Below are 23,931 nucleotides of genomic sequence, written 5' to 3'. Positions count from 1 at the left end.
GGCTCGACGCCGATCGGGCGGGTTGACGCGCGATCGATGCCACCTGGCGGGTCGCGCACCCTGGCACCACGGCGCGCGCGGGCACAATATGGGGTGCCGGTGTGTCCGCACGGACCGGCGCCCCCCGAGTTGAGCGAGGAATGATGACCACGTCGAAGCAGTCGGTGGCGGATCCGTCCGCGTCCGACCACGAGGCGCTCCTCGGTGAGTTGGCCGAGGCACTGCGACGGATCGGGCGCGGCGACCTGAAGGTCCGGCTTCCCCGCCGGGCCGGCGCGGCCGGTGAGGTGGCGGACGCCTTCAACGAGGTGGTCTCGCTCCAGGAGCGGCAGTACCTTGACCTGCGGCGGATCAGCCGGATCGTCGGTCGTGACGGCCGGCTCACCGAGCGGCTCGACGACGAGGGGCTGGACGGCTCCTGGGCGGAGGGGCAGCGGGCGATCAACTCGCTGATCGACGACCTGGGTCGACCGACCACCGAGATCGCCCGGGTGATCGTGGCGGTCGCCGACGGTGACCTGTCCCAGCACATGGCGTTGGAGATCGACGGTCGGCCGCTGCGCGGTGAGTACCTGCGCATCGGGCGCACCGTGAACACGATGGTGGACCAACTGTCGTCGTTCTCCAACGAGGTGACCCGGGTGGCCCGTGAGGTGGGCACCGAGGGCAAGTTGGGTGGCCAGGCCGACGTGCGGGGCGTCGCCGGCACCTGGAAGGACCTCACCGACTCGGTGAACACCATGGCGTCGAACCTGACCGGCCAGGTGCGGTCGATCTCGCAGGTGGCGACGGCGGTGGCCAAGGGCGACCTGTCGCAGAAGATCACGGTCGGCGCGCGTGGTGAGGTGGCCGAGCTGGCCGCCACGATGAACTACCTCACCGACACGCTGCGGCTCTTCGCCGAGCAGGTGACCCGGGTGGCCCGTGAGGTGGGCACCGAGGGCAAGTTGGGCGGCCAGGCCGAGGTGCCGAACGTGGCCGGCACCTGGAAGGACCTGACCGACAGCGTCAACTCGATGGCGTCGAACCTGACCGCCCAGGTCCGTAACATCGCTCAGGTCTCGACGGCGGTGGCGCGCGGCGACCTGTCGCAGAAGATCACGGTGGCGGCGCAGGGCGAGATCCTGGAGCTGAAGGACACCGTCAACACGATGGTGGACCAGTTGTCGTCGTTCGCCGACGAGGTGACCCGGGTCGCGCGTGAGGTGGGCATCGAGGGCAAGTTGGGCGGTCAGGCGCAGGTGCGCGGCGTCTCCGGCACCTGGCGGGACCTCACCGAGAACGTCAACCAGTTGGCCGGCAACCTCACCAGCCAGGTCCGCAACATCTCGCAGGTCTCCACCGCCGTGGCGAAGGGCGACCTGTCGCAGAAGATCACGGTGGACGCCCAGGGCGAGATCCTGGAGCTGAAGAACACCGTCAACACCATGGTCGACCAGTTGTCGTCGTTCGCCGACGAGGTGACCCGGGTGGCCCGCGAGGTGGGTACCGAGGGCAACCTGGGCGGTCAGGCGCAGGTGAAGGGGGTTTCCGGCACCTGGCGGGACCTGACCGACAATGTGAACTCGATGGCGTCGAACCTGACCAGCCAGGTCCGCAACATCGCCTCGGTGACCACCGCTGTGGCGAAGGGTGACCTGTCGCAGAAGATCACCGTGGACGCGCGGGGCGAGATCCTGGAGCTGAAGTCGACTGTCAACACGATGGTGGATCAGCTCTCGTCGTTCGCCGACGAGGTGACCCGGGTGGCCCGCGAGGTGGGCACCGAGGGCAAGTTGGGTGGGCAGGCCCAGGTACGCGGGGTCGCTGGCACCTGGCGGGACCTGACCGACAACGTGAACTCGATGGCGTCCAACCTGACCGCCCAGGTCCGCAACATCGCCCAGGTCTCCACCGCTGTGGCGAAGGGTGACCTGTCGCAGAAGATCACCGTGGACGCGCGGGGCGAGATCCTGGAGCTGAAGTCGACTGTCAACACGATGGTGGATCAGCTCTCGTCGTTCGCCGACGAGGTGACCCGGGTGGCCCGCGAGGTGGGCACCGAGGGCAAGCTCGGCGGTCAGGCGCAGGTGAAGGGCGTTTCCGGCACCTGGCGCGACCTGACCGACAATGTGAACTCGATGGCGTCGAACCTGACCAGCCAGGTCCGCAACATCGCCTCGGTGACCACCGCCGTGGCGAAGGGTGACCTGTCGCAGAAGATCACCGTGGACGCCCAGGGCGAGATCCTGGAGCTGAAGTCGACTGTCAACACGATGGTCGACCAGTTGTCGTCGTTCGCCGACGAGGTGACCCGGGTCGCCCGCGAGGTAGGTATCGAGGGCAAGCTCGGCGGTCAGGCGCAGGTGAAGGGCGTCTCTGGCACCTGGCGCGACCTCACCGAGAACGTCAACCAGCTCGCCTCGACGCTGACCACGCAGTTGCGGGCCATCGCCCAGGTGTCCACCTCGGTGACCCGGGGCGACCTGACCCAGCGGATCGCGGTCAAGGCGCAGGGCGAGGTCGCCGAGCTGAAGGACAACATCAACCAGATGATCGTCACCCTCCGGGAGACGACGAAGAAGAACGCCGAGCAGGGCTGGCTGGACTCCAACCTCGCCCGGATCGGCGGCCTCCTGCAGGGCCAGCGCGACCTCGGCGAGGTCTGCCGCATGATCATGACGGAGGTGACTCCGCTGGTCGACGCCCAGCTCGGTGCCTTCTTCCTGGCCGACGACACCGACGGCAGCATGCGGCTGCGGCTGACCTCCTCGTACGGGTACGTGGCACGGGGGCACGACGTCACCTTCGGGCCGGGTGAGGGGCTGGTCGGGCAGACAGCGCTCTCCCGTCGCACAATCCGGGTCAGCGCCTCCCCGAACAGCCGTCTCACCCTGCGGTCCGGCCTGGCCGAGACACCCCCGTCCGACCTGGTGGTGCTCCCCGTGCTGTTCGAGGGCGAGCTGCTCGGGGTGATCGAGTTCGCCAGCGTGTCGGCCTTCTCCGAGCTGCACCTGTCGTTCCTGGAGCGGTTGGTGCTCACCATCGGCATCGCTGTCAACACCATCCAGGCCAACCGGCGTACGGAGGAGCTGCTGGCCCAGTCGCAGCGGCTGGCGCACGAGATGCAGGAGCAGTCGGCGGAGTTGCAGCGCACCAACGCCGAGCTGGAGGAGAAGGCCACTCTGCTGTCCGAGCAGAAGGGCAACATCGAGACCAAGAACCGGGAGATCGAGCTGGCGCGGCTGGGCCTGGAGGAGAAGGCGCAGCAGCTGACCCGGGCGTCGGCGTACAAGTCGGAGTTCCTGGCCAACATGAGCCACGAGCTGCGGACCCCGCTGAACTCGTTGCTGCTGCTGGCCCGTCTGCTGGCCGAGAACTCGGAGCAGAACCTCAGCCCGAAGCAGATCGAGTTCGCCCGGACCATTCACGGGTCGGGCTCGGACCTGCTGCGACTGATCGACGACATCCTCGACCTGTCCAAGATCGAGGCGGGCCGGATGGACGTCGAGCCGACCGAGATTCGCTTCACCGAGCTGCGCGGCTACGTCGAGCAGGCGTTCGCGCCGCAGGCCGAGGAGAAGAACCTGGACTTCCAGGTACGGGTGAGCAAGGATCTGCCGCCGGCGTTGGTGACCGACGCGCAGCGGTTGCAGCAGATCCTGCGCAACCTGCTCTCCAACGCTGTGAAGTTCACCGACAACGGCGCCGTGACGCTGCGGATCGCCCCGGCCGCGGAGAACGCGGTCTTCGACGTGCCGGCGCTGACGAACGCCCAGCAGGTGATCGCGTTCACCGTGATCGACACCGGGATCGGCATCTCCGACGACAAGCTGTCGATCATCTTCGAGGCGTTCCAGCAGGCCGACGGCACTACCAGTCGCCGGTACGGCGGCACCGGCCTCGGTCTGTCGATCAGCCGCGATCTGGCCCGACTGATCGGCGGCACCATCACCGTGTCGTCCGCGCCCGGTCAGGGCTCGACCTTCACCCTGTTCGTGCCGCAGGTGCTGGCCCCGGACGCGGTGGTCGCGCCGCAGGCTCCGTCGCCGCAGCGCGCCGGGCTGCCGTCGTCGCTGTTGATGCCGCCGCTGGATCTGTTGCCGGAACGGCCGGAGGCACCTGCCACCCGTCAACTGGACGGCGCCACGGTGCTGATCGTGGACGACGACGTCCGCAACGTCTTCGCCTTGACCAGCGCGTTGGAGCTGCACGGGATGACCGTGCTGTACTCGGACAACGGGGCGGACGGTGTCCGTCTGCTGGCCGAGCATCCGGAGGTGGACATCGTGCTGATGGACGCCATGATGCCCGACCAGGACGGTTACGAGACCACCCGCCAGATTCGCCGCAACCACCGGTTCGCCGACCTTCCGGTGGTCTTCCTGACCGCGAAGGCGATGCCGGGTGACCGTGAGTCGGCGCTCGCTGCCGGGGGCAGCGACTACATCACCAAGCCGGTCGACCTGGACGACCTGATCGAACTGATGTCGTCCTGGATCAACGGCAGCCGGACCGAGGAGACTTCGTGACCCAGATGGCCAAAGCGCTGCTCGTGGACGACCGGCGGCAGAACCTGACGGCCCTGGAGGCGATCCTTCAGGGCCTGCCGGTCCAGTCCGTGGCGGTGGAGAGCGGCGAGGCGGCGCTCAAGCAGTTGCTGGTGGACGACTTCGCGGTGATCCTGTTGGACGCGCAGATGCCGGACATGGACGGCTTCGAGACGGCGAGTCACATCAAGCGCCGCGAGCGGACCCGGCACGTGCCGATCATCTTCCTCACCGCCGCCGACCGGGACGCCCAGCTCGCCCTTCGGGGTTACCAGGTGGGGGCGGTGGACTACCTCACCAAGCCGTTCGACCCGTGGGTGCTGCGGGCCAAGGTGTCGGTCTTCGTGGAGCTGTGGGTGAAGACCCGGCAGCTCGCCACCCAGTCGGATCTGGTCCGGGAGCGCGACACGCAGTGGCGGCGGCTCACCGACGCTGTCGACGAGGCGACCGCGCAGCTCCGGTCGGACGACCCGGAGGTCCGCGACCGGGCGGTACGGCTGCTCGAACAGGCCCGTTGGGGCAACACCGCCTGACAGTGGCGGGGCGGCTCAGCCGGTGGGCTGGTCGTTGCGGATCATCAGGGCGCTGCGCAGGCCGGTGATGTCCAAGACGCGGATCAGGAAGTCGCCCACGTGCGTCAGCATCAGCAGGCTCTGCGCGTGACTGGCCTTGCGGCTGAGCACGACCAGGGTGCCCAGGCCCTGCGAGTCGCAGAAGGTGACGCCGCCGAGGTCGAGCACGATCTTCGGCGGGGGGTCGGCCAGCACCTCGTTGACGACGGTGGAGAGCTGGGCCGCCGTGAGCATGTCGATCTCACCGGCCAGGCGCAAGACTGCTTCGTCGCCCGTCCGGTGTAGCGTGATGGACAGTTCGGCACGATCCACCCGGTCAGCCTAGCGCGATCCGACCGACCTGGCCTGTCGAGGCCGCGAGCCGTTGCCGTCCAGGCCATGAAGCCCCCCGTGTCGGCGCTGCCGACCGGCGCGAGGCACAGGTGAGCCGGGTAACCCCACCACGGGGTGGCTGCTGGTTGACCGTCCGGCGCTGTCACAATGGCGGCATCGTGACCGACATCTTTCCCGCCGGATCCGGCCGCTACCCAGCCGACGCGCCGGCCTCCGAGGCCCTGTTCGACCGCGCCCGCGCCATCGTGCCGGGCGGGGTGAACTCCCCTGTGCGCGCCTTCCAGGCGGTCGGCGGCACCCCGCGTTTCATGGTCCGTGGTGAGGGCCCGTGGCTGTTCGACGCCGACGGTCGCCGCTACGTCGACCTGGTCTGCTCCTGGGGTCCGCTGATCCTCGGGCACGCCCACCCGGAGGTGGTGGAGGCCGTGCAGGCCGCCGCCGCCCGGGGCACCAGTTTCGGCACGCCCACACCGGGTGAGGTGGAGTTGGCCGCCGAACTCGTCGACCGGACCCCGATGGAGCAGGTCCGGCTGGTCAACTCCGGCACCGAGGCGACAATGTCGGCGATCCGGCTGGCCCGCGGCTTCACCGGCCGCTCGAAGATCGTCAAGTTCGCCGGCTGCTACCACGGCCACGTCGACGCGCTGCTCGCCGCCGCCGGCTCCGGCGTGGCCACCCTGGGCCTGCCGGACTCGCCCGGCGTGACCGGCGCGGCGGCCAGCGAGACGATAGTGCTCCCGTACAACGACATCCGGGCCGTCGAGGAGGCGTTCGCCGCCGAGGGCCAGCACATCGCCGCGGTGATCACCGAGGCCGCCGCCGGCAACATGGGCGTGGTGGCCCCCCGCGACGGCTTCAACCAGCAGCTCGCCCGGATCGCGCACGCACACGGCGCCCTGCTCGTGGTGGACGAGGTGATGACCGGGTTCCGGGTCTCCCGCGCCGGGTGGCACGGCCTCGACGCCTCCGACGCCGACCTGTGGACGTACGGCAAGGTCATGGGTGGTGGCCTGCCCGCCGCGGCGTTCGGCGGGCGCGCGGACATCATGGCGCGACTCGCGCCGGCCGGCCCGGTCTACCAGGCCGGCACCCTCTCCGGTAACCCGCTCGCCTGCGCCGCCGGCCTGGCGACCCTGCGGCTCGCCGACGACGCGCTGTACCAGCGCCTCGACGAGACGGCCGCCGTCGTGGGCAAGCTGGCGTCCGACGCGTTGGCCGCCGCCGGGGTCCCGCACCGACTGTCGTACGCGGGCAGCATGTTCTCGGTCTTCTTCACCGACGCCGACGTGGTCGACTACGACAGCGCGCGCACCCAGCAGGTGCCGGCGTTCAAGGCGTTCTTCCACGCGATGCTCGCCGCAGGCGTCTACCTGCCGCCGAGCGCTTTCGAGTCGTGGTTCGTGTCGGCGGCGATCGACGACGCCGCTCTGGAGCACATCGCCGACGCGCTGCCGACGGCGGCGAACGCGGCGGCAGCGGCTGGCCACGGGGGTTGAGCGTGAGCGCGAGGAGTGAGCCGGGTTTGCGAGCCCCGCAGTCGCGAACAGAGGGAGCGCAGCCTTGAGCAAGACGGTGGTCCACGTGCTTCGGCACGGCGAGGTGTACAACCCCGACCAGATCCTCTACGGCCGGCTGCCCGGTTTCCGCCTTTCCGAGCTGGGTGTGCAGATGGCCAAGGCCGCCGCGCAGGGCCTGGCCGAGCGGGAGATCGTGCACGTGGTGGCCAGCCCGCTGGAGCGCGCCCAGCAGACCGCCGAGCCGATCGCCGCCCAGTTCGGGCTGCCGGTCGGGGTGGACGAGCGGCTGATCGAGAGCGCCAACTGGTTCGAGGGCAAGAAGGTCTCCCCGGGTGACGGGTCGTTCCGTGACCCGCGCAACTGGTGGGTGCTGCGCGACCCGGTGACCCCGTCCTGGGGTGAGGCGTACCGGGTGATCGCCGAGCGGATGTTCGCCGCCGTGCAGGCCGCCCGGGTCGCCGCCGAGGGGCGCGAGGCGGTGCTGGTGTCGCACCAGCTCCCGATCTGGACGTTGCGGCGTTACGTCGAGCGCAAGCGGCTCTGGCACGACCCGCGCAAGCGGCAGTGCGGGCTGGCGAGCCTCACCTCGTTCCACTTCGACGACGCGAAGGTGGTGGGCATCGGCTACAGCGAGCCGGCCGCGCACCTGATCGCTCTCTCCGCGACCGCCCGGACGGCCAAGGGGGCCTGATGAACGCCCGGAGGTGGACCGCCGGTCTGCTCGCCACCGTCGCCGCCGTGGCGCTGGTCGGCTGCACGTCGTCGAAGGCGCAGGAGAAGACCTGCACGACCACCACCGACGGGATCTTCGAGTGCGCACCGGACCAGCGCTCCGCACCCCCGAAGCTCGCCGGTGAGCTGCTGCTCGGCGGCAGCTACGACGTCAGCGAGGCACGCGGTCAGGTAGTGGTGGTCAACTTCTGGGGTTCCTGGTGCGCGCCGTGCCGCGCCGAGGCGGACGACCTGGAAGCCGTCTATCAGGCCACAAAGGGTTCCGGGGTGAACTTCCTCGGCATCAACGTCCAGGATTCGCGGGACAAGGCCAAGGCGTTCGAGAAGGGCCGGGTCACCTACCCGAGCCTGTTCGACCCGTCCAGCAAGACGGCGCTCGCGCTGGACATCCCGCCGAACAGCGTGCCGGCGACTGTGGTGCTCGACCGTGACGGTCGGATCGCCGCGGTGATCCGGGCCGCCGTCAAGCAGGAGGGCCTGCAACCGATCGTCGAACGGGTCGCCGCCGAGAAGCCGGCGTCGAACTGATGGGTGAGACCTTCGAGCAACTGGCCCTCAGCGGGCCGCTGCTGCTCGCCATCGGCGCGGCGGCGCTCGCCGGCCTGGTCAGCTTCCTCTCCCCGTGCGTGCTTCCGCTTGTCCCGGGTTATCTGTCGTACGTGACCGGTCTGGCCGGCGCCGACCTGGAGGGCCGGCGGCCGGAGGCCGACCCCGCGCCGGCCAGCGGGGGTGTCGCCGTCAAGGAACGGGTCGCGCGGGCGGGCGCGGTCAAGGGTCGGGTGCTCGCCGGGACGCTGCTGTTCATCGGCGGCTTCACTGTCGTCTTCGTGGCCACCGCGATCCTCTTCGCCAGCATCGGCCGGGTGTTCTTCGACTACGAGCGCGAATTGCAGATCGGCGTCGGCGTGCTGATCATCGTGGCGGGGTTGAGCTACCTCGGGATGATCCCGGCCCTGCAACGGGAGTTCCGGATCTCCCGGTTGCCGTCGGCCGGGCTGCTCGGCGCACCGGTCTTCGGGGCGGTCTTCGCGCTCAGTTGGGTGCCCTGCACCGGCCCCACGCTCGGCGCGGTGATGGGCATGGCCACCGCCAGCGGCCAGAGCGACCGAGCCGTGGTGCTCGCCGTGGCGTACTGCCTCGGGTTGGGGATACCGTTCATCGTCTTCGGGCTGGGCTTCGAACGCCTGCTCGGGGTCTTCCGCGCCGTCCGGCGCAACAGCCGCTGGGTCACCCGGGTCGGCGGCGCCCTGCTCATCCTGATCGGTCTGGCCCTGGTCACCGGCGGATGGCAGAGCTTCGTGATCTGGCTGCAGACCACCGTCGGGGTGGGCGAGGTGAGCATCTGATGACGGTCGTCGACGACCGACCGGAGACCGCGGCGCCCGCGCCACGCCGCCGGCCGAACCGGCTGCTGGCCCTGCTGCGCAACTCGTGGCGGCAGCTCACCAGCATGCGTACGGCGTTGATCCTGCTCTTCCTGCTCGCGATCGCCGCCATTCCCGGCTCGGTGCTGCCGCAGCGCGGGATCAGCCCGGAGAAGGTCAACGAGTACTTCGTCGACCACCCGGACTGGGCTCCCCGACTGGACCGGATCGGCGCGTTCGAGGTCTTCGGGTCGGTCTGGTTCTCCGCGATCTACCTACTGCTGTTCACCTCCCTGATCGGCTGCATCACGCCCCGGCTGCGCGACCACGTCCGCACACTGCGGTCGCGTCCGCCGGCCGCGCCGAAGCGGATGGCCCGGCTGCCGCAGCACACTGTGCTGCCCGCCCCGCCCGGTGGGGCGGCGGCGATCGCCGAGGCGCTGCGGAAGCGCCGCTGGCGCGTCGAGGTGCGCGGCGACGAGGTCTCCGCCGAGAAGGGCTACCTCAAGGAGACCGGCAACCTGCTGTTCCACACCTCGCTGATCGCGGTGCTGATCGGGGTCGCGCTCGGCTCCTGGTACGGCTGGAGCGGCAACCGGCTGCTGGTGGCCGGCGCGGACAACGCGTTCTGCAACACCCGCCAGCAGTACGCCGAGGCGAAGCTCGGCCCCCAGGTGGACAGCGCCGACCTGCCCGGCTTCTGCCTGCGGCTGGACGACTTCGAGGCCCGGTTCCTGGCGTCCGGCCAGCCGGAGTTCTTCAACGCCACGGTCACCGTTGACGGCCCGGACGAGCCGACCCGCAGTGCCGACTTCTCGGTGAACTCGCCGCTGCGCCTGAACGACGCGAGCGTCTACCTGCTCGGCCACGGGTACGCGCCGGTGATCCGCTACACCGACCGGTTCGGCAACAGCCAGATCAGTGACGAGCCGTTCCTGACCACCGGCGACATGGGCCTCACCAGTGAGGGGCTGGCGGCCTTCCCGGACGCGAACGTCGACCCGGCGACCGGCCAGCGCGCACCGGATCAGCAGATGGCGTTCACCGGCATCTACCTGCCCACAGCGCCCGAGCAGGCGCCGTTCGTCCGCTCGCAGTACCCGACCGAGCGCAACCCGGCGCTGAACCTGGTCGCCTACCGGGGCAACCTCGGCCTGGACGCCGGCATCCCCGGCTCGGTCTACCAACTCGACCAGCGGCAGGTGCGGGCCGGCAAGGTCAAGGAGGTCGGCACCAAACTGCTCCGCAAGGGCGAGACCTGGAAGCTGGACGACGGCACGACAGTCGAGTTCCTGGGCACCGAGCGGTACGTCACCCTCTCCGTCCGGCACGATCCCGGCTCGACGATGCTGCTGGTCAGTTGCGGCGTCCTGCTGGTCGGTCTGATGGGTTCGCTGTTCGGGAAGCGCCGCCGGGTGTTCTTCCGGGTGGTGCCGGCCGACCCCGGGGAAGGATCTCCGACGAGCGGTAGTAGCTTGATGGAGGTCGGTGGGTTGCCGCGTACCGACTATCCAGGGTTCGCCGACGAGTTCACCCAGCTGGTCGCCGCCGTCAGCGGTGCCGAACGGGCTGGTGCTGGCGCTGACTCCGCTGACCGGGCCGGCGTGCGAGAAGGAGCCGAGTGATGTCCGCACTCTCCGACAATCTGGTGTCATTCGCGATCCTGGCGTACCTGATCGCGATGATCGGCCACGCCGTCGAGTACGCGCTGGGCAACGTGCGTACCCGGGTCGCCACGGCGGCTCCGGTGCGCGAGCTGGTCGGTGCCGGCGGCGGTGTCGTCCCGACGCCCCCCGCGCCGGTCCCTTCGTCACCCACTGTCGACCGCTCCGCCGGGCGGGCCCGGCTGGCGGGCCTGATCGGGGTGGGCGCCACTGCGGTCGCCGCCGCGCTGCACCTCGCGGCGCTGGTCACCCGTGGGCTCGCCGCGGACCGGATGCCCTGGGGCAACATGTACGAGTTCGTGCTCACCGTGACGTTCATCGGGGTGGCCGCCTGGTTGGTGGTGCTCTGGAAGCGACAGTCGCTGCGCAAGCTCGGGCTCTTCCTCACCCTGGTGATGGTGCTGCTGGTCGCCACCGCCGAGCTGGTGCTGTACGTGCCGATCGTGCCGCTGGTCCCGGCGCTGAACTCGTACTGGTTCGTCATCCACGTCTCGACGATCGTCTTCGCGTCCGGCATCTTCCTGCTCGGCGTGGTGCCGGCGGTCGGCTTCCTGATGCGCAACGGGTACGAGCAGGGCAAGCGGAGCTTCCCGTACACCCTGGCCAAGCGACTGCCCGGCGCTGCCGGCCTGGAGCGGCTGACCTTCGCGCTGCACGCCTTCGCGTTCCCGATCTTCACCTTCGCGGTGATCGCCGGTGCCATCTGGGCCGAGGCGGCCTGGGGCCGTCCGTGGGGCTGGGACCCGAAGGAGACCTGGGCGTTCATCTCCTGGGTGGTGTACGCCGGCTACCTGCACGCCCGCGCGACGCCCAGCGTGAAACGCAACGTGGCCACCTGGATCGCGGTGCTCGGCTTCCTCACCATGCTGATGAACCTGTTCGGCGTGAACATCTTCTTCACCGGCCTGCACTCGTACGGCGGGCTGGACTGAACCACGGCTGACAGAACGTAGAACTACACTTCTTAGAAGCGTAGTTCTACGTTCTGTGGGGATGTGGCAGTGAAGCTCTCCAAACCAGCGGAAATCTTCGACCGTGACGTCGAATGGGCGGAGCTGGTCCGGTTCGCCGCGGACGACCGGCCCGGCGCGACGCTTGGCGTGGTCAGCGGCCGTCGCCGGCAGGGCAAGACTCTGCTGTTGTACGAGTTGGCCCGCGCTACCGACGGTTTCTACTTCGGGGCGACCGAGGCGACCCCGGCAGAATCGCTGCGTCGACTCGGGGAGGCTCTCGGCCGGCACACCGACGCGCCTGGTCCGCTTCGCCTGGAAGACTGGTCGAGTGCGGTCGACGCGCTGCTCGCACTGGGCCAGCGCCGCCCGGTCACCGTGGTGATCGACGAGTTCCCCTACCTTGCCCGATCCAGTCGGGATCTCCCGTCGATCATTCAGCACGCCCTCACGCCGGGCCGGGTCGAGCGCACCGAATCTCGTACGCGCCTGCTGCTGTGCGGTTCGGCACTGTCGTTCATGGGTGGTCTGCTTGCCGGTTCGGCCCCGCTGCGCGGACGGGCGGGGCTGGAACTGCCCGTGCCACCGTTGGACTATCGGGCCGCCGCGACGTTCTGGGGGATCGTTGATCCTGCCCTCGCTGCCCGCGTGTTCGCCATCGTCGGGGGCACGCCGGCCTACCGACGGGAATACGTCCAGGACGATGTGCCCGACGGGCCGGACGATTTCGACGACTGGGTCGTGCGCGCCGTGCTGAATCCGGCCCGCCCGTTGTTCCGCGAGGCTCGCTATCTGCTCGCCGAGGATCCCGACCTGCGGGACACCGCGCTCTACCATTCCGTGCTGTCCGCGGTCGCCGAAGGCAACGGCACCCGAGGGGGGATCGCCGGGTACATCGGACGGAAGGCCACCGACCTCCAGCACCCGCTCACCGTCCTTGAGGACGCCGGTCTCCTCATTCGCGAGCCCGATCCGCTCCGTAGCGGGCGTAGCCGTTACCGCATCGCCGAACCCCTGATCACCTTCTATCAGGCGGTCATGCGGCCCTCCTGGACGGCCTTGGAGCAGCGGCGTGGCGCGGACGTCTGGAGGCGTTCCAATCGCAGGTACTCAAGCGGGGTGCTGGGGCCAGCGTTCGAGGAGATCGTCCGGCAGTGGGCCCTGCGCTTCGCCGCGCCGGAGACATTCGGCGGTGTCGTCGCGGAGGCCAGCGCGGCCGTCCTCACCGATCCCTCCACCCGCACCAGCCTGGAACTCGACCTGGTGGCGTTCGGTGAGCCGCCGTTCGGCGACGGCCCTCGGCCGCTGCTCGCCATCGGAGAGGTCAAGTGGGGTCGCACGCTGGGTCTGCCCGAGTTGGATCGGCTGAGCCGGGCACGTGACCTACTCGCCGCGCGGCCCGGCCTGGACGTGCGGGACGCCCGGTTGTTGCTCGCGAGCGCGGCGGGGTTCACCGACGAGCTTCGGCACGCGGCCGGTCAGCGTCCCGACGTCGTTCTCGTCGATCCGTCGCGGCTTTATTCGGGCGACTGAGGGGGTTACGGCGGCGCTGATCCGGGAGCAACTCGGGCGGTCGCGGCGCGCGGCCGGACTGACCCTGGCGACGCGGTGCGGGCCGGTCACTGAATCGTCAGTGACCGGCCCGCATTATTCAGCCTCGGTCAGCTCACGGTGACCGGGGCGATGTCGTTGCTCGGGTTGTCGTCCACCCGGGGGTAGCGCTGGGACGGCTGGACCTTGCCGGGGACCCCGGTGTGGCTGTCGATCCGCAGGTCGAACCCGACCGTGTGCGTCTTGCCGGCAGGGAAGACCGACCCCGACCCGTTGCAGTACCAGGTTGCCGGGACGGTCTCGGGCTCTTCCTCGTCACCGCTGAGCCAGCAACCCGACGGCGTGGCCAGCACGGTGACCCCGGTGGGTGGGGTGAACTGGAAAGCTCCGACACCATCGCCGGAGAGGGTGCCATCCGGCACGCCCGGACCCTTGTTGCGCAGACCCACTGTGACCCGCACGGTGTCCCCGACGGCTCCGGTGACGGCCGCGCCCCTGGCGACGATGTCGAAGGCGCCGTGCACGCCGCGCAGGTAGGTCTGGCCGTCGGCTCGGGTCGCCTCGACCGGGATCACGTCGAGCGCCGCGCCCACCGGCCGTAGCCGGAGTGCCTGGTCGGCGTCGCGGCGCTTGAGCTTCACGCCGGTCGGGAGCGGCCCGGCACTGGCCAGCGGCTGTACGGCCTGGGTGATCCGCTTGCTGCCGAGCGTCGCCGGGCCGACAGTGGTGTCGAGCCCACCCCGCAGTTCGTGGCGTTGGCCGGGCGTGAACGTGCCCCGCACGGTGCAGACCACCACTGTGGCGAGCGACTGGTTGGTGCCGTACCGGCAGTTACGGTAGCTGGGCGGAACCAGGCCCACCGGGAAGCCGAGCGTGAGTCGCAGGTCCACCGCCGGCTGGTCACCGGCGTTGACCACGGACACCGGTACGGCGAGGTTGTCGCCCACCTCGACGCCGGTCAGGTGCTCGTCGACGGTGTCGAGCAGGTCGGGCCCGGACCGCACCGTGACAGTCGCCTGCTGGGTGTACGCCTCGGTCTGCTCGCCGAGCGCCGTGTAGTCGAGGGTGCCGGTCGCGCCGTCGACAGCGCCGGGCGCGGGCCGGAACACCACCGGGACGGTGCCGGTGAGCGTGCCGAACTCGTCGGTGGCCGTCGGCGGCATCGGGCAGGTCACCGAGGTGCCCTGGGTGACGCAGTAGTCGGGGAAGCCGGCGGTGGCCACGCCGACCAGGCCGGTCAGGTCGATGGTCACCCGGGGCTGGCTGGCGCCGGTGCTGTTCAGGGTCAGTGGCACCGTCCGGCCGGGAGCGCCGGGGCCGCCGACAGTGACGTCACCCAGCCAGCCGTCGACCCAGCCGGGGTCGTCCTGGGCCGCGGCCGGGCCAGCCGCCACGGCGACCCCTGCGGTGCCCACGACCAGCGCGGTCAGGCCGCGCAAGAGCCTGCCACGCGCAACGTGCACAGATCTCATGGATCTCCTTGGTGAGGGATGAGCCGGTCGGAAGAAGCCAGGTTCGCAGCACCCCGACCCGATCGGCATCAATGATCTTAGAGATCACCTGTGACGGTTTTCGATCGACAGTGTCCGTCGTTGATCCACTCGGCCTCCAGGCGGCCGAGCCGGGCGGTCAGGCGGGGTCGCAGCTCGGGTTACCGCGATATGCGCGTCACGGCATGACACAGTGTCAGGCGCTCGCTACCGTGCGGCAGATGGGTCGTATGACCCGACAATCGCGGCGGAAGGTGGGGTGCGGTGACCACAGTGGTGTCCACGGCGGCGCTTATCCGGGAGCAGCTCCGGCGGTCCCGGCTCGCGGCCGGGCTGACCCAGGAGGAGTACGGCAAACGGGCGCACTACTCGCCGTCCATGGTGTCGGCCGTCGAGCTGGGCCAGACGGCACCCAACGAGGCGTACCTGATCCGGGCCGACGAGGTGCTCGACACCGGCGGCCTGCTGGTCTCGCTGCGTGAGCTGGGCCGGCGCGACGGCGAGCCGGTCTGGTTCCGCCCCTGGCTGGAGGTCGAACGGGTCGCCACCCAGCTGCGGTGCTTCGAGGCGACGATGATTCCCGGGCTGTTGCAGACCGCCGACTACGCCCGGGCGGTGTTCCGGCTCGACCTCGGGCTCACCGCCGACCGGGTGGAGGAGTTGGTGGCGGCCCGGCTGGAGCGGCAGACGATCCTCGACCGGGAGCACCCGCCGCAGCTCACCGCCGTGATCGACGAAGCCGCGTTGCAGCGCTTCGCGGAGGGCTGCGCCGGGGTGCTGGCCGAGCAGTTGCGGCACCTGGTGGCGTGCGCCCGCCGTCCGCACATCAGGGTGCACGTGCTGCCGCAGGGCGTGGGCCTGCACGCCGGCCTCTTCGGGCCGTTCATCCTGGGCCGCACCGCCGACGGCAGTTGGCTCGGCTTCCTCGACAACCAGACCGGTGGCACCGCCGTGGACGACATCTTCGAGGTGGCGACCCTGCTCGGAAGGTGGGAGAGTCTGCGCAGTGACGCGCTGCCCCGGCAGCAGTCGATCGACCTGCTCGAGGAGATCGTGAAGCCATGGATCTGACCGGAGCCCGCTGGCACAAGTCCACCCGCAGCGGCAACAATAGTGGCGCGTGCGTCGAGGTCGCCGACAACCTGCCGGGCCGGGTGCACGTCCGCGATTCCAAGGACCGCGACGGCGACCTGCTGACCTTCACCCCGGCCGCGTGGCGGGCCTTCGTCGAGCTGGCCCGCACCCGCTGACCGTCCACTCAGCCGGCTGGCCGCGGGCGCTCCCGCACCCGACCTGGGCACCCCGCACTGTGGCCCGGAGGTTTCGCCCGCGCCCACGATCAGCCGCCGAACCAGCCGGGCACGTCGAGTCGGAACCAGTTGGCCGAGGCCATCGTGCCGAGGTCGTCTTCCATCGCGGTGACCCGTTCCGGGCCGAGCGTCTCGGTCCACTGTGCCCGCAGCCGGTCGAAGATCTCGGCTGAGCGGCGCAGCCCGTCGGCGCCGCGCGGGGTCACCCGGACCAGCCGCCGTCGGGCGTCGGAGGGGTCGTCGACCCGCTCCAGGTAGCCGACGGCCACCAACCGGTCGACGGTCTTGCCGGCGGCCTGCTTGGAGATGCCCAGCCGCTGGCCCAGCTCGGTGGCTGTGGTGCCGTCCGCGCCGACGGCCTGGAGCACGAACCCGTGCAGCGGTCGCAGCTCCGGATGCCCCTCCCGGGCCAGCTCGGCGTGCAGGTCGTCGATCAGTGTCCGGAAGCCGGCCAGCAGCAGCAGCGGCAGCGCGAAGCCGGGACGCACGGGATCAGCGGTTGCCATGTTCGACAACCACGTTTACTATTTCGTCAACCATGTTGACTATCTTACCGTCCGACGAACCAGGCTCCGGAAAGCAGGTAACCGTGTCCGTCTTCACCGCCCACACCGCTGAGACCGCACCCGCCGCCGCCCGTCGGTCCATCGAGGGAGTACGCGGCCGGTTCGGCTGGCTGCCCACCCCGGTGGCCCTGATGGCCGACTCGCCTCAGTTGCTCAGCGGCTTCCTCACCGCCAGCGCAGGCTTCGAGCAGACCGACCTCGCCCCGCTGGACCGGGAGGTGGTCATCCTGACGGTCTCCACCAGTCACGAATGCCATTTCTGCGTCGCTCTGCACACCGGCAAGCTCACCGGGCTGGGCGCGACCCCCGAGCTGATCACCGCGCTGCGTGCCGGGTCGGTGCTGCCCGATCCGCGCCTGGAGGCGCTGCGCCGATTCACGCTGGCCGTGCTCGACCACCGGGGCGCGGTGCCCGACGACGAGATGGACGACTTCCTGGCCGCCGGCTACCAGCCCCGGCACGCGCTGGACGTGGTGCTCGGCGTCGGCGCGTACACCATGTCCACCTTCGCCAACCGGCTCACCCGGGCACCGCTCGACCCGCCACTGGCCGCCCACGCCTGGACGCCCGCAGCCTGACCGAGGACACCTGCGGCCCTGCTCGGGCCGCCCCGGGGGCGTGTCCATCCAGAGCGACTGCCGCCCCGGCGAACTCGGGCCGAACGCGACCAGGCACGCTGCTGATAGGCATCAGCGTTGCACCTTACAAACGCATACGAAAAGGGGAGGCGGCCGATGAATGGCCGACCTCCCCTTTTCGTCAACAGGCGCTCAGGATCTGGGGGATCCGAAAGGGCTTAGGCCAGCCCGAGAATGCGAGCGATCAGCTGGACGATCTCGTAGACGGTGTAGCCGGCGTTCGACCACTTGAGGATCTGGGTCTTGTTCGCCCACACCCACTTCGCGAACCGTGTGCCGTACTTCGCACCGGCCTTGATGATCTTCGCTGCCAGAGTCAACCAGCCCATCTGAACCCTCCAATAATCGTGGCGTTTCGAACAGGTGAAGCAGAGGAACACCCTGCAGAAACGACCCGCTGTAATTCCGCCCCGGTTGGGCGAGGAAAAACTAACACCCACATTCAGAGACAGCGACGAACGACGAAGTTTCCGTACGGCAGTTGCCTAGGTTATGGCCGCCGTGGTATTTAGGTCCGCTCATCGTCCCGGCAACGTGGCGGAAGTTAACCTAAGGCCCTTAACGGGCACTGCTTGGCATGGGCCGACGTCACTGAATGGCAACTTTCAGACATTGAGTCAGCAATCGGCGTGCCGATGGATCACCATGGGCTGCGGGGCAGCCGTAAGCGACAGTCGTCGGCCAATGGCAAGGGCCCTAGCGGGGTTCAACCTTTGATACCTTGTGCCTGGCCGGCCCCAAGCGCTGCACAAGCCATGGGGTCGGCTTGATCCAGAGTGGGGGATGAGGTGCTGGCTCAACTCCCAGCCGCAAGATCGCGCTCAGCGCAGCTTTGCTGATGATCAACCCAGCTGGACGCATCGACGCCGACTGGCAGTAGGCCGCACGTCATTGGGGGAAGCGCTGGCAGTGAACCGCACGTCACATGGGGGAGCACATGAATACCGAAATGCTGAGAACATTCGTTACCGCCGCCTCGTCTGGCAGCGTCTCGGAGGCCGCGAAGAAGCTCAGATATGGCAAATCGACTGTCCTCTATCACATTCGTGAGGTGGAGAAGGTCTGCCGAGTTGAGCTGTTCGAACGTGAGGTCCGGGGTCTCAACCTCACTCGTAACGGCCACGTGGCCCTGCGGATATCGCAGGAGCTGCTACGGATCGCCGCTGAGCTGAAGTCGCTACCACCGGCCAATGCTGAGACGCGGCAGAATAAGCGCTTCGACGACGGTGATGATAACGTTTTGAAGAAAAGAAATGCCTCGTGAGCCGAAGTCAACACATAACAACCGGCCGGGCGGCAGCGGATCCGCCGTCCCTTGTCCTGCCCGATTCGGGCCGAAAGAGGAGGTAGCGCGTGTCGCAGAATCTTGCGCTTATCGGCGTGACTGTGGCGGTGCTGGCGGTGTTGGGCCTTCACCTGCTCATGGCGCGCCGGGGGCCGGCCTGGATGGGTGCGGTGGTTCCATGTTTGTTCGTGATCGCAGCCGTGGTGCTCATCGTCCAAGGGCGAATTCCGGCAGGAAAGCCGTACGTGGTGGTGGTCGCTGGCCTGGTGACGCTGCTCTGGATATGGGCGGGGGCGCGGCAGGCGAGAAGCAAGGCCGCGGCGAGCGAGCCTTCGGGTTCAGTGCGACGTGAGTCGTGACGCCGCGGTGACCGATGCGGTTGACAGGGCGACGCCGGACGCCGACGGTCCGAACCCCCGCATGAGGCGACTGGACCGTCGGTCGGTCGTCTTCTGGCAGGTGGAGAATGCTGTCGGCGTCGTCGCGCTGCTCGTTGTTGCCTTCACCCTGTCCCGGGCGTCCTTCACCACGCCGCAGTGGGACGTGTGGATCCGTCTGCTCGCTCTCGCCGCGCTGGCCTTCGCCGTGCTCGACGCTCTGGTGCTGATCCCGCAGCGCTACCGGTACTACAGGTATGCCCTGACCGAGGAGTGCATCATCATCGAGCAGGGTCGCTTCTGGAGGCGGCGGCAGGTGTACCCGCTCTCCCGCATCCTGTACTGCGAGGTACGCCAGGGTCCGATCCTGAGCCTGTTCAACCTGTACACCGTCAGGGCGGCGACGATCGTCGAATCGCGGTCCCTCGGCCCGCTCGGGCGGGCCGAGGCCGACCGCTTCGAGCAGCTGATTCGTGAGCACCCGGAATGACGCAAGAAATCCGGAATCGTCGCAACAGCCCGGCCATGTTCGCCGTTCGTGCGGCCGAGCACGTGACCGGCATCGTCCCGGCGATCATCGTATGGCTCTCGATACGGGCCAAGTGGCCAACCGTGCTCGGCATCCCGGTAGACGCGATCTTCGGTCTGGTGGGTGGCGTCATCGTGCTCAGTCTGATCGTGGACTGGTGGATGACCCGATTCTCGGTGAGTCCCGACGGGGTCACCTTCGCCACGGGGCTGGTGTTCCGGCGCTCCACCTCGTTGGCCTGGTCGGAAGTCACCAGCGTCCAGACCTCCCGGTCGACGGTCGGTCGGGCCCTGGGCTGCTCGCGGGTCCTGATCGGCATCGGTGCGCAGTCGAAGGCCAACCTGGTCATCGAGGCGGTGCCGGAGGCGGTGGCCACCGAGATCGAGGACCTGTTCGAGGCCCACCGGGCTCGCCCGACCTCCCGTCCCCGGCATCCCGCTGTCGCTTCGGCAACCGAGTCTGCCGAGCACCGGCCGGACGCTGTGGATCGGGAAGAGGGTCACCCGTCGGGCGACAACGACCTGATCTATCGGATCCGCCCCCGGGACTACTTCATGCTCTCGGTCACCTACGGACAGTTCCTGTTGGTGGTCCCTTTCCTGTTCGGGCTCTACGACAACCTTGCGATCCTGTTGCCCTGGTCCGCTGCCACTCCCGACCTTCCAGACAGTGCGGCGACACTGTGGGTGCTGGCGGCCGCCGTCCTGGTGCTGGCAGTGCCGGTCGCGATCGGGTTCGGGACGACAGTCGCCTGGCTGCGGTACCGATCGTTCGAGGTTCGCCTCAGGGGATCGGTGCTCGCCATGTCGGGTGGGCTGGTGTCCGCGGAGTCCCGCCAGGTGTCCCGCTCCCAGGTGGCGGGGATCAAGATTCAACAAAATCCGCTCATGCGCGCCACGGGCCATGCCCGGCTGAATGTCGTGGCCCGACAGTCCGGGGAGCGGATCGGGGCCAACGTCGTCTTCCCCGCAGCCCGCCTGGCGTTCCTGCGCAACGAGATTCGGCGTCATTTCCCCGCGTACGCCGCTGCCGCCGACGAGTCGTACTCGGTTCGACGCTCCGTCGCCTGGTGGCTCCTCGCCGTCAACGCGGTGGTGTTGACGGTGGCCGGCGTGGCGGCAAGCAACCTGCGCCCGGTCACGGCGGGCGCCCTCATGGTCGTCTTGGCGCTCGTCCTGCTGATTGCCAGCAACTACTGCTGGGTGGCCGCGAGGCTCGATCCGGACGGTGCCGTGCTCACTTTCAGACGCGGTTTCCTGTGGGTCACCCGCTACGTGGTTCCCCTCGACTCCGTGTACTTCGTCCACTCACACCAGATCGCGGCCCACCGCGTGTCGATCGGCGCGGTGTGTCTCGGGATCTACGACTCACGAACCGTCCGGCTGTGGGTGCCGGTCGGCAGGCCAGCGTTGACCGACCAGTTCATCGAGGCCACGACCAGGGCGGCGACGCTTCGGGGGAAAGAGAAGATGGCATGATCGAAGTTAACGGGGTCACCAAGAAGTATGGCGGGACAGCGGTCGTCGACGACCTCTCCTTCGTGGTGCGGCCGGGCATCGTCACCGGGTTCCTGGGTCCCAACGGATCAGGGAAGTCCACGACGATGCGGATGATCCTGGGACTGACTCAACCCGACAGTGGGACGGTCCTCGTCGACGGGGCTCCCTTCAACCAGCACCGCAATCCGCTCGGCGCGCTGGGCGCGCTGATCGACCCAAAGTCGGGGCATCCCGGGCGTACCGCGTTTCGCCATCTCCAAGCTGTTGCGGCCACCGCGGGGATCGGCACCTCCCGGGTCCGCGAGGTGCTGGATCTGGTGGGTCTCGGTGAGGTGGCAAACCGCCGAATCGGCGGCTTTTCGATGGGCATGTACCAGCGGCTCGGCGTCGCCACTGCCCTGTTGGCGGACCCGTCGAGCCTCATGTTCGACGAACCCATCAACGGGCTGGACCCGGACGGCATCCTCTGGATGCGAACCCTGGTGAAGAAGCTGGCGGCCGAGGGCAGAGCGGTGCTCATCAGCTCACACCTGATGAGCGAGATGGCACTGACCGCGAACCATGTGGTGGTCATCGGTAAGGGACGGCTGATCGCCGACGACACCGTCAGCGCGCTGATCGGCCGCAGCAGGTCCCGGGGCGTACTCCTGCGCACCCCTCAGGGCGAGGAACTGGGTCGACTGGTGCGCTCCAGCGGCGGACACCTGTCGAATGGGCCGGAGGGAGCCTTCCGCGTGGACGGACTCACCGCGGTCGAGGTGGGTGACCTGGCCGCCGAGCATCGCATCAGACTGCACGAACTCGTCCCCCTGCGGGCCTCACTGGAGGAGGCATTCGTGGAGCTCACAGCGCAGTCGGTCACGTTCCGAGGGCGCGACATCGGCGAGCCCGAGCGGGCGGTGGCCGAGCCACTGGACGATGTCAAGATTGAGATGAGGTGAGCCGGGCGATGAGCACGGCAGCAGAGGTCGATGCCCCAATGCGCAGGCATGTTCCACCGACACATGAACTGACCTTCGGTGGCCTCGTGCGCAGCGAACTGATCAAGCTCGTCACGGCGCGCTCGCTCGTCGTTCTCCTGGTCCTGACCGCGCTCTGCACGGCTGGGCTCAGCATCCCGGTCGCGTTGTTCACCGAGCCGGATGCCCAACAATCCGCGGCGGACCTCCTGCCGACCTTCATCAACACGACCCTCATCGGCATGCAGCTCTCCATCTTCCTGATTGCCGCAATCGGTGCGATCGCGGGTGCCAGCGACTTCGGCAACGGCACCATCAGGCTCGCCTTCGGTGCGGCTCCCCGGCGTACACCTGTGCTGGCCGCCAAGCTGGCCGCAGTCGGCGGTGCCTCCAGCGCTCTGGTTGGCGTGACGATTCTCGTGACCGCGGTGGTTAACTGGCTCGCCCTCACGCCGGGTCCGCTGGGCACACCCCTCAACGACCGGGCCAGCGTCCTGAGTCTGGTCGGCACCGTGGTTGCCACAGCAGGTGTGAGTGTGTCGGCCATCAGCCTCGGGTGTCTGCTGCGCAGCTCAGCCGGTGCGATCTTCGCCATCCTCGGTCTGCTGATCGTGCTGACGATCGCCCTGATGACGGTCCCGGCGGAGGTGCTTCCGTCGGCGATCTCCAGCCACAGCTTCGGGGCGGCGGTGACGACCCTCCTGGAGTCGGCAAACAACACCGGTCGATGGCTGGGCGCGGTGGCGGCGCTCGTGGCATGGTCCGGCGCGCTCACGGGCTTCGCTGTGTTGTCCCTGCGTCGCCGGGACGTGTGAACAGTCGCCGGGACGTGTGAACAACAGCCACTCGATTCGCTCGGCCCGCGGGGAAACCGCTCGGTGGCCGCGCCACTGGCCATCCACGCCCGGCTCCCGCCGCCTGAACGCTGACGCGTCCCGGCGGCGGGAGCCGCTGCTCAATCCGTCTGAAGGAAGTCGCGCAGCAGGGCGAACATCTCGTCCGGGCGCTCCTCGTACAGCCAGTGCCCGCAGTCCTCGATCACCTCGCCGCGCACCGTGTCGGCGTACCGGCGGACCTGCTCGGCGACCTGCCCGCCGAGGCTGGCCGCCGAGCCGACGGCCAGCACCGGCATGGTCAGCTTCGTGCCCCGGTACGCCGCGTTGTCGGCGATGTCCTGCTCGAACGCCCGAAAGTAGGCGAAGCTGGCCCGCAGATGCGCCGGGTCGCGCAGATGGCTGGCGAACTCCTCGATGTCGGGCGCGGCGATGCTGCCCTTGCGCACCATCAGCGCATCGGTGAACTTGTCCACCCAGAGCGCCTCCCGCCCGTCGACCAGTGCCTCCGGAAGCCCGTTGCCGAGGGAGAAGTAGCCGAAGTTCCACACCCCCGGCCCGGCCGAGGTGAGCGCGGGAAACGTGTAGATGCTCTCGTCGGGGATCGGCGCCTCGGTGAGCGCCAGCCGACTCACCCGCTGCGGGTGGGCGGCGGCGTACGCGTACGCGACCATGGTCCCCAGGTCGTGCCCGACCAGCCGAAGGTCACCGACCAGGCCGAGCTGGTCGAGTAGTCCGTGCAGGTCGGCGGCGACAGTCTTCTTGTCGTACCCGCCGTCCGGGGCGTCGCTGCCCCCGAAGCCGCGCAGGTCGGGCGCTACCACGTCGAAGGAGCGCCCCAACTCGGGCAGCAGGTGCCGCCACATGTACCAGCACTGCGGGTACCCGTGGAGCAGCACCAGTGGCGGGCCGGCGCCGCCACGGACGTAGTTCATGGTGATCTGGCCGACCCGAGCCCGTTGCTCGGTGAATCCCGCCGGAACCCGCTCCCCGCCCATCGCCACCCCCCGTCCGCCGTCCCGCCCCTCCGCCGCCTGCCCGGCTACCCGCTCAACCGCCCGCCATGCCCCGAGGCGGCGGCGATCCGCTCGCCTTCCGTGGAGTCGCGGTATCCGGCGACCTGGGACACCGCGGTCTCCGGAAAGCCGAGTCGATCTGGACGCCGCCGCCCGCCGCCAGCCGCCGGCCGGCAGGCAATCGCGAGCGTCACAGCACCCGGCTTGGGCCGTGCGG

General features: G+C 69.1%; 23 protein-coding genes. 18 read left to right on the top strand and 5 right to left on the bottom strand.

Going from position 1 to position 23,931, the window contains the following annotated elements; genetic code table 11:
* Positions 1-143 precede the first annotated feature (143 nt).
* Both OG992_RS19560 and OG992_RS19555 read left to right on the top strand, forming a co-directional pair.
* Positions 144-4,511 (top strand): HAMP domain-containing protein, encoded by a 4,368-nt coding sequence (locus OG992_RS19560; RefSeq protein ID WP_238683220.1) that lies wholly within the window; start codon positions 144-146, stop codon positions 4,509-4,511.
* Positions 4,508-5,062 (top strand): two-component system response regulator, encoded by a 555-nt coding sequence (locus OG992_RS19555; protein WP_091395745.1) that lies wholly within the window; start codon positions 4,508-4,510, stop codon positions 5,060-5,062. Before OG992_RS19560 ends, OG992_RS19555 begins: the two co-directional genes overlap by 4 nt.
* Before the next feature lie 15 nt (positions 5,063-5,077).
* Here OG992_RS19555 and OG992_RS19550 read toward each other — a convergent pair whose 3' ends face one another.
* Complete coding sequence (locus tag OG992_RS19550; protein WP_088951070.1) at positions 5,078-5,413, bottom strand: STAS domain-containing protein; 336 nt, start codon at positions 5,411-5,413, stop codon at positions 5,078-5,080.
* A gap of 179 nt (positions 5,414-5,592) precedes the next feature.
* On the opposite strand from OG992_RS19550, the gene hemL reads away from it, so the two are divergent.
* The 7 genes from hemL (at position 5,593) to OG992_RS19515 (ending at position 13,194) form a co-directional block, all read left to right on the top strand.
* A complete protein-coding gene (gene hemL / locus OG992_RS19545; RefSeq protein WP_266303974.1) occupies positions 5,593-6,930 on the top strand; it encodes a glutamate-1-semialdehyde 2,1-aminomutase in 1,338 nt (445 codons plus the stop codon).
* Positions 6,931-6,994: 64 nt separating this feature from the next.
* Positions 6,995-7,642 (top strand): histidine phosphatase family protein, encoded by a 648-nt coding sequence (locus OG992_RS19540; RefSeq protein WP_266303973.1) that lies wholly within the window; start codon positions 6,995-6,997, stop codon positions 7,640-7,642.
* Positions 7,642-8,211 carry a TlpA disulfide reductase family protein gene (locus OG992_RS19535; protein WP_238683223.1) on the top strand — a complete coding sequence of 190 codons (570 nt, stop codon included), beginning with the start codon at positions 7,642-7,644 and terminating at the stop codon, positions 8,209-8,211. Before OG992_RS19540 ends, OG992_RS19535 begins: the two co-directional genes overlap by 1 nt.
* Positions 8,211-9,029, top strand: a complete 819-nt coding sequence (locus OG992_RS19530) for a cytochrome c biogenesis CcdA family protein (RefSeq protein ID WP_238683224.1) — start codon at positions 8,211-8,213, stop codon at positions 9,027-9,029. Before OG992_RS19535 ends, OG992_RS19530 begins: the two co-directional genes overlap by 1 nt.
* A complete protein-coding gene (locus tag OG992_RS19525) occupies positions 9,029-10,672 on the top strand; it encodes a cytochrome c biogenesis protein ResB (protein WP_266303972.1) in 1,644 nt (547 codons plus the stop codon). Before OG992_RS19530 ends, OG992_RS19525 begins: the two co-directional genes overlap by 1 nt.
* Positions 10,672-11,643: a c-type cytochrome biogenesis protein CcsB gene (gene ccsB / locus OG992_RS19520; RefSeq protein ID WP_266303971.1), complete on the top strand. Its 972-nt coding sequence runs from the start codon at positions 10,672-10,674 to the stop codon at positions 11,641-11,643. The genes OG992_RS19525 and ccsB overlap by 1 nt, the downstream gene beginning before the upstream one ends.
* Positions 11,644-11,712: 69 nt before the next feature.
* Positions 11,713-13,194, top strand: a complete 1,482-nt coding sequence (locus OG992_RS19515) for an ATP-binding protein (RefSeq protein ID WP_238683227.1) — start codon at positions 11,713-11,715, stop codon at positions 13,192-13,194.
* 128 nt (positions 13,195-13,322) lie between these two features.
* Here OG992_RS19515 and OG992_RS19510 read toward each other — a convergent pair whose 3' ends face one another.
* On the bottom strand, positions 13,323-14,684 hold the full coding sequence (locus OG992_RS19510) for a hypothetical protein (protein ID WP_266303970.1): 1,362 nt from the start codon (positions 14,682-14,684) through the stop codon (positions 13,323-13,325).
* A gap of 282 nt (positions 14,685-14,966) precedes the next feature.
* Between OG992_RS19510 and OG992_RS19505 the strand changes: the two genes are divergently transcribed.
* On the top strand, positions 14,967-15,773 hold the full coding sequence (locus OG992_RS19505) for a helix-turn-helix transcriptional regulator (protein ID WP_151497321.1): 807 nt from the start codon (positions 14,967-14,969) through the stop codon (positions 15,771-15,773).
* Positions 15,764-15,952, top strand: coding sequence for a DUF397 domain-containing protein (locus OG992_RS19500; RefSeq protein WP_266303969.1), 189 nt, complete (start codon positions 15,764-15,766; stop codon positions 15,950-15,952). The genes OG992_RS19505 and OG992_RS19500 overlap by 10 nt, the downstream gene beginning before the upstream one ends.
* 89 nt (positions 15,953-16,041) lie before the next feature.
* On the opposite strand, the gene OG992_RS19495 is transcribed toward OG992_RS19500, so the two are convergent.
* Positions 16,042-16,518 carry a MarR family winged helix-turn-helix transcriptional regulator gene (locus tag OG992_RS19495; protein ID WP_238683231.1) on the bottom strand — a complete coding sequence of 159 codons (477 nt, stop codon included), beginning with the start codon at positions 16,516-16,518 and terminating at the stop codon, positions 16,042-16,044.
* 83 nt (positions 16,519-16,601) lie between these two features.
* Here OG992_RS19495 and OG992_RS19490 point away from each other — a divergent pair, with 83 nt between their 5' ends.
* A complete protein-coding gene (locus OG992_RS19490; RefSeq protein ID WP_266303968.1) occupies positions 16,602-17,156 on the top strand; it encodes a carboxymuconolactone decarboxylase family protein in 555 nt (184 codons plus the stop codon).
* 218 nt (positions 17,157-17,374) lie between these two features.
* Here OG992_RS19490 and OG992_RS19485 read toward each other — a convergent pair whose 3' ends face one another.
* A complete protein-coding gene (locus tag OG992_RS19485; protein ID WP_238683233.1) occupies positions 17,375-17,545 on the bottom strand; it encodes an aureocin A53 family class IId bacteriocin in 171 nt (56 codons plus the stop codon).
* Positions 17,546-18,153: 608 nt separating this feature from the next.
* Here OG992_RS19485 and OG992_RS19480 point away from each other — a divergent pair.
* The 6 genes from OG992_RS19480 to OG992_RS19455 all read left to right on the top strand — a co-directional run bounded on the left by OG992_RS19480 (position 18,154) and on the right by OG992_RS19455 (position 22,680).
* Complete coding sequence (locus OG992_RS19480; protein WP_238683234.1) at positions 18,154-18,480, top strand: LysR family transcriptional regulator; 327 nt, start codon at positions 18,154-18,156, stop codon at positions 18,478-18,480.
* A gap of 89 nt (positions 18,481-18,569) precedes the next feature.
* On the top strand, positions 18,570-18,860 hold the full coding sequence (locus OG992_RS19475) for a hypothetical protein (protein WP_238683235.1): 291 nt from the start codon (positions 18,570-18,572) through the stop codon (positions 18,858-18,860).
* A gap of 61 nt (positions 18,861-18,921) precedes the next feature.
* Positions 18,922-19,368, top strand: coding sequence for a PH domain-containing protein (locus OG992_RS19470; RefSeq protein ID WP_266303967.1), 447 nt, complete (start codon positions 18,922-18,924; stop codon positions 19,366-19,368).
* 35 nt (positions 19,369-19,403) lie between these two features.
* Positions 19,404-20,885, top strand: a complete 1,482-nt coding sequence (locus OG992_RS19465; RefSeq protein WP_238683237.1) for a PH domain-containing protein — start codon at positions 19,404-19,406, stop codon at positions 20,883-20,885.
* On the top strand, positions 20,882-21,847 hold the full coding sequence (locus tag OG992_RS19460) for an ATP-binding cassette domain-containing protein (protein ID WP_266303966.1): 966 nt from the start codon (positions 20,882-20,884) through the stop codon (positions 21,845-21,847). Before OG992_RS19465 ends, OG992_RS19460 begins: the two co-directional genes overlap by 4 nt.
* Positions 21,848-21,855: 8 nt before the next feature.
* Entirely contained in the window at positions 21,856-22,680 is an 825-nt protein-coding gene (locus tag OG992_RS19455) for an ABC transporter permease subunit (protein ID WP_266303965.1), read from the top strand.
* Between the two features lie 140 nt (positions 22,681-22,820).
* Here the strand turns inward: OG992_RS19455 and OG992_RS19450 are convergent, their stop codons facing one another.
* Positions 22,821-23,696 carry an alpha/beta fold hydrolase gene (locus OG992_RS19450; protein ID WP_266303964.1) on the bottom strand — a complete coding sequence of 292 codons (876 nt, stop codon included), beginning with the start codon at positions 23,694-23,696 and terminating at the stop codon, positions 22,821-22,823.
* Between the last annotated feature and the right edge of the window lie 235 nt (positions 23,697-23,931).

It is taken from the genome of Micromonospora sp. NBC_00362, assembly GCF_026342155.1.
Lineage (GTDB): Bacteria > Actinomycetota > Actinomycetes > Mycobacteriales > Micromonosporaceae > Micromonospora > Micromonospora hortensis.
The sequence above is the reverse complement of the archived record's forward strand: the minus strand, read 5'-3'. Positions and strand labels throughout refer to the sequence as shown.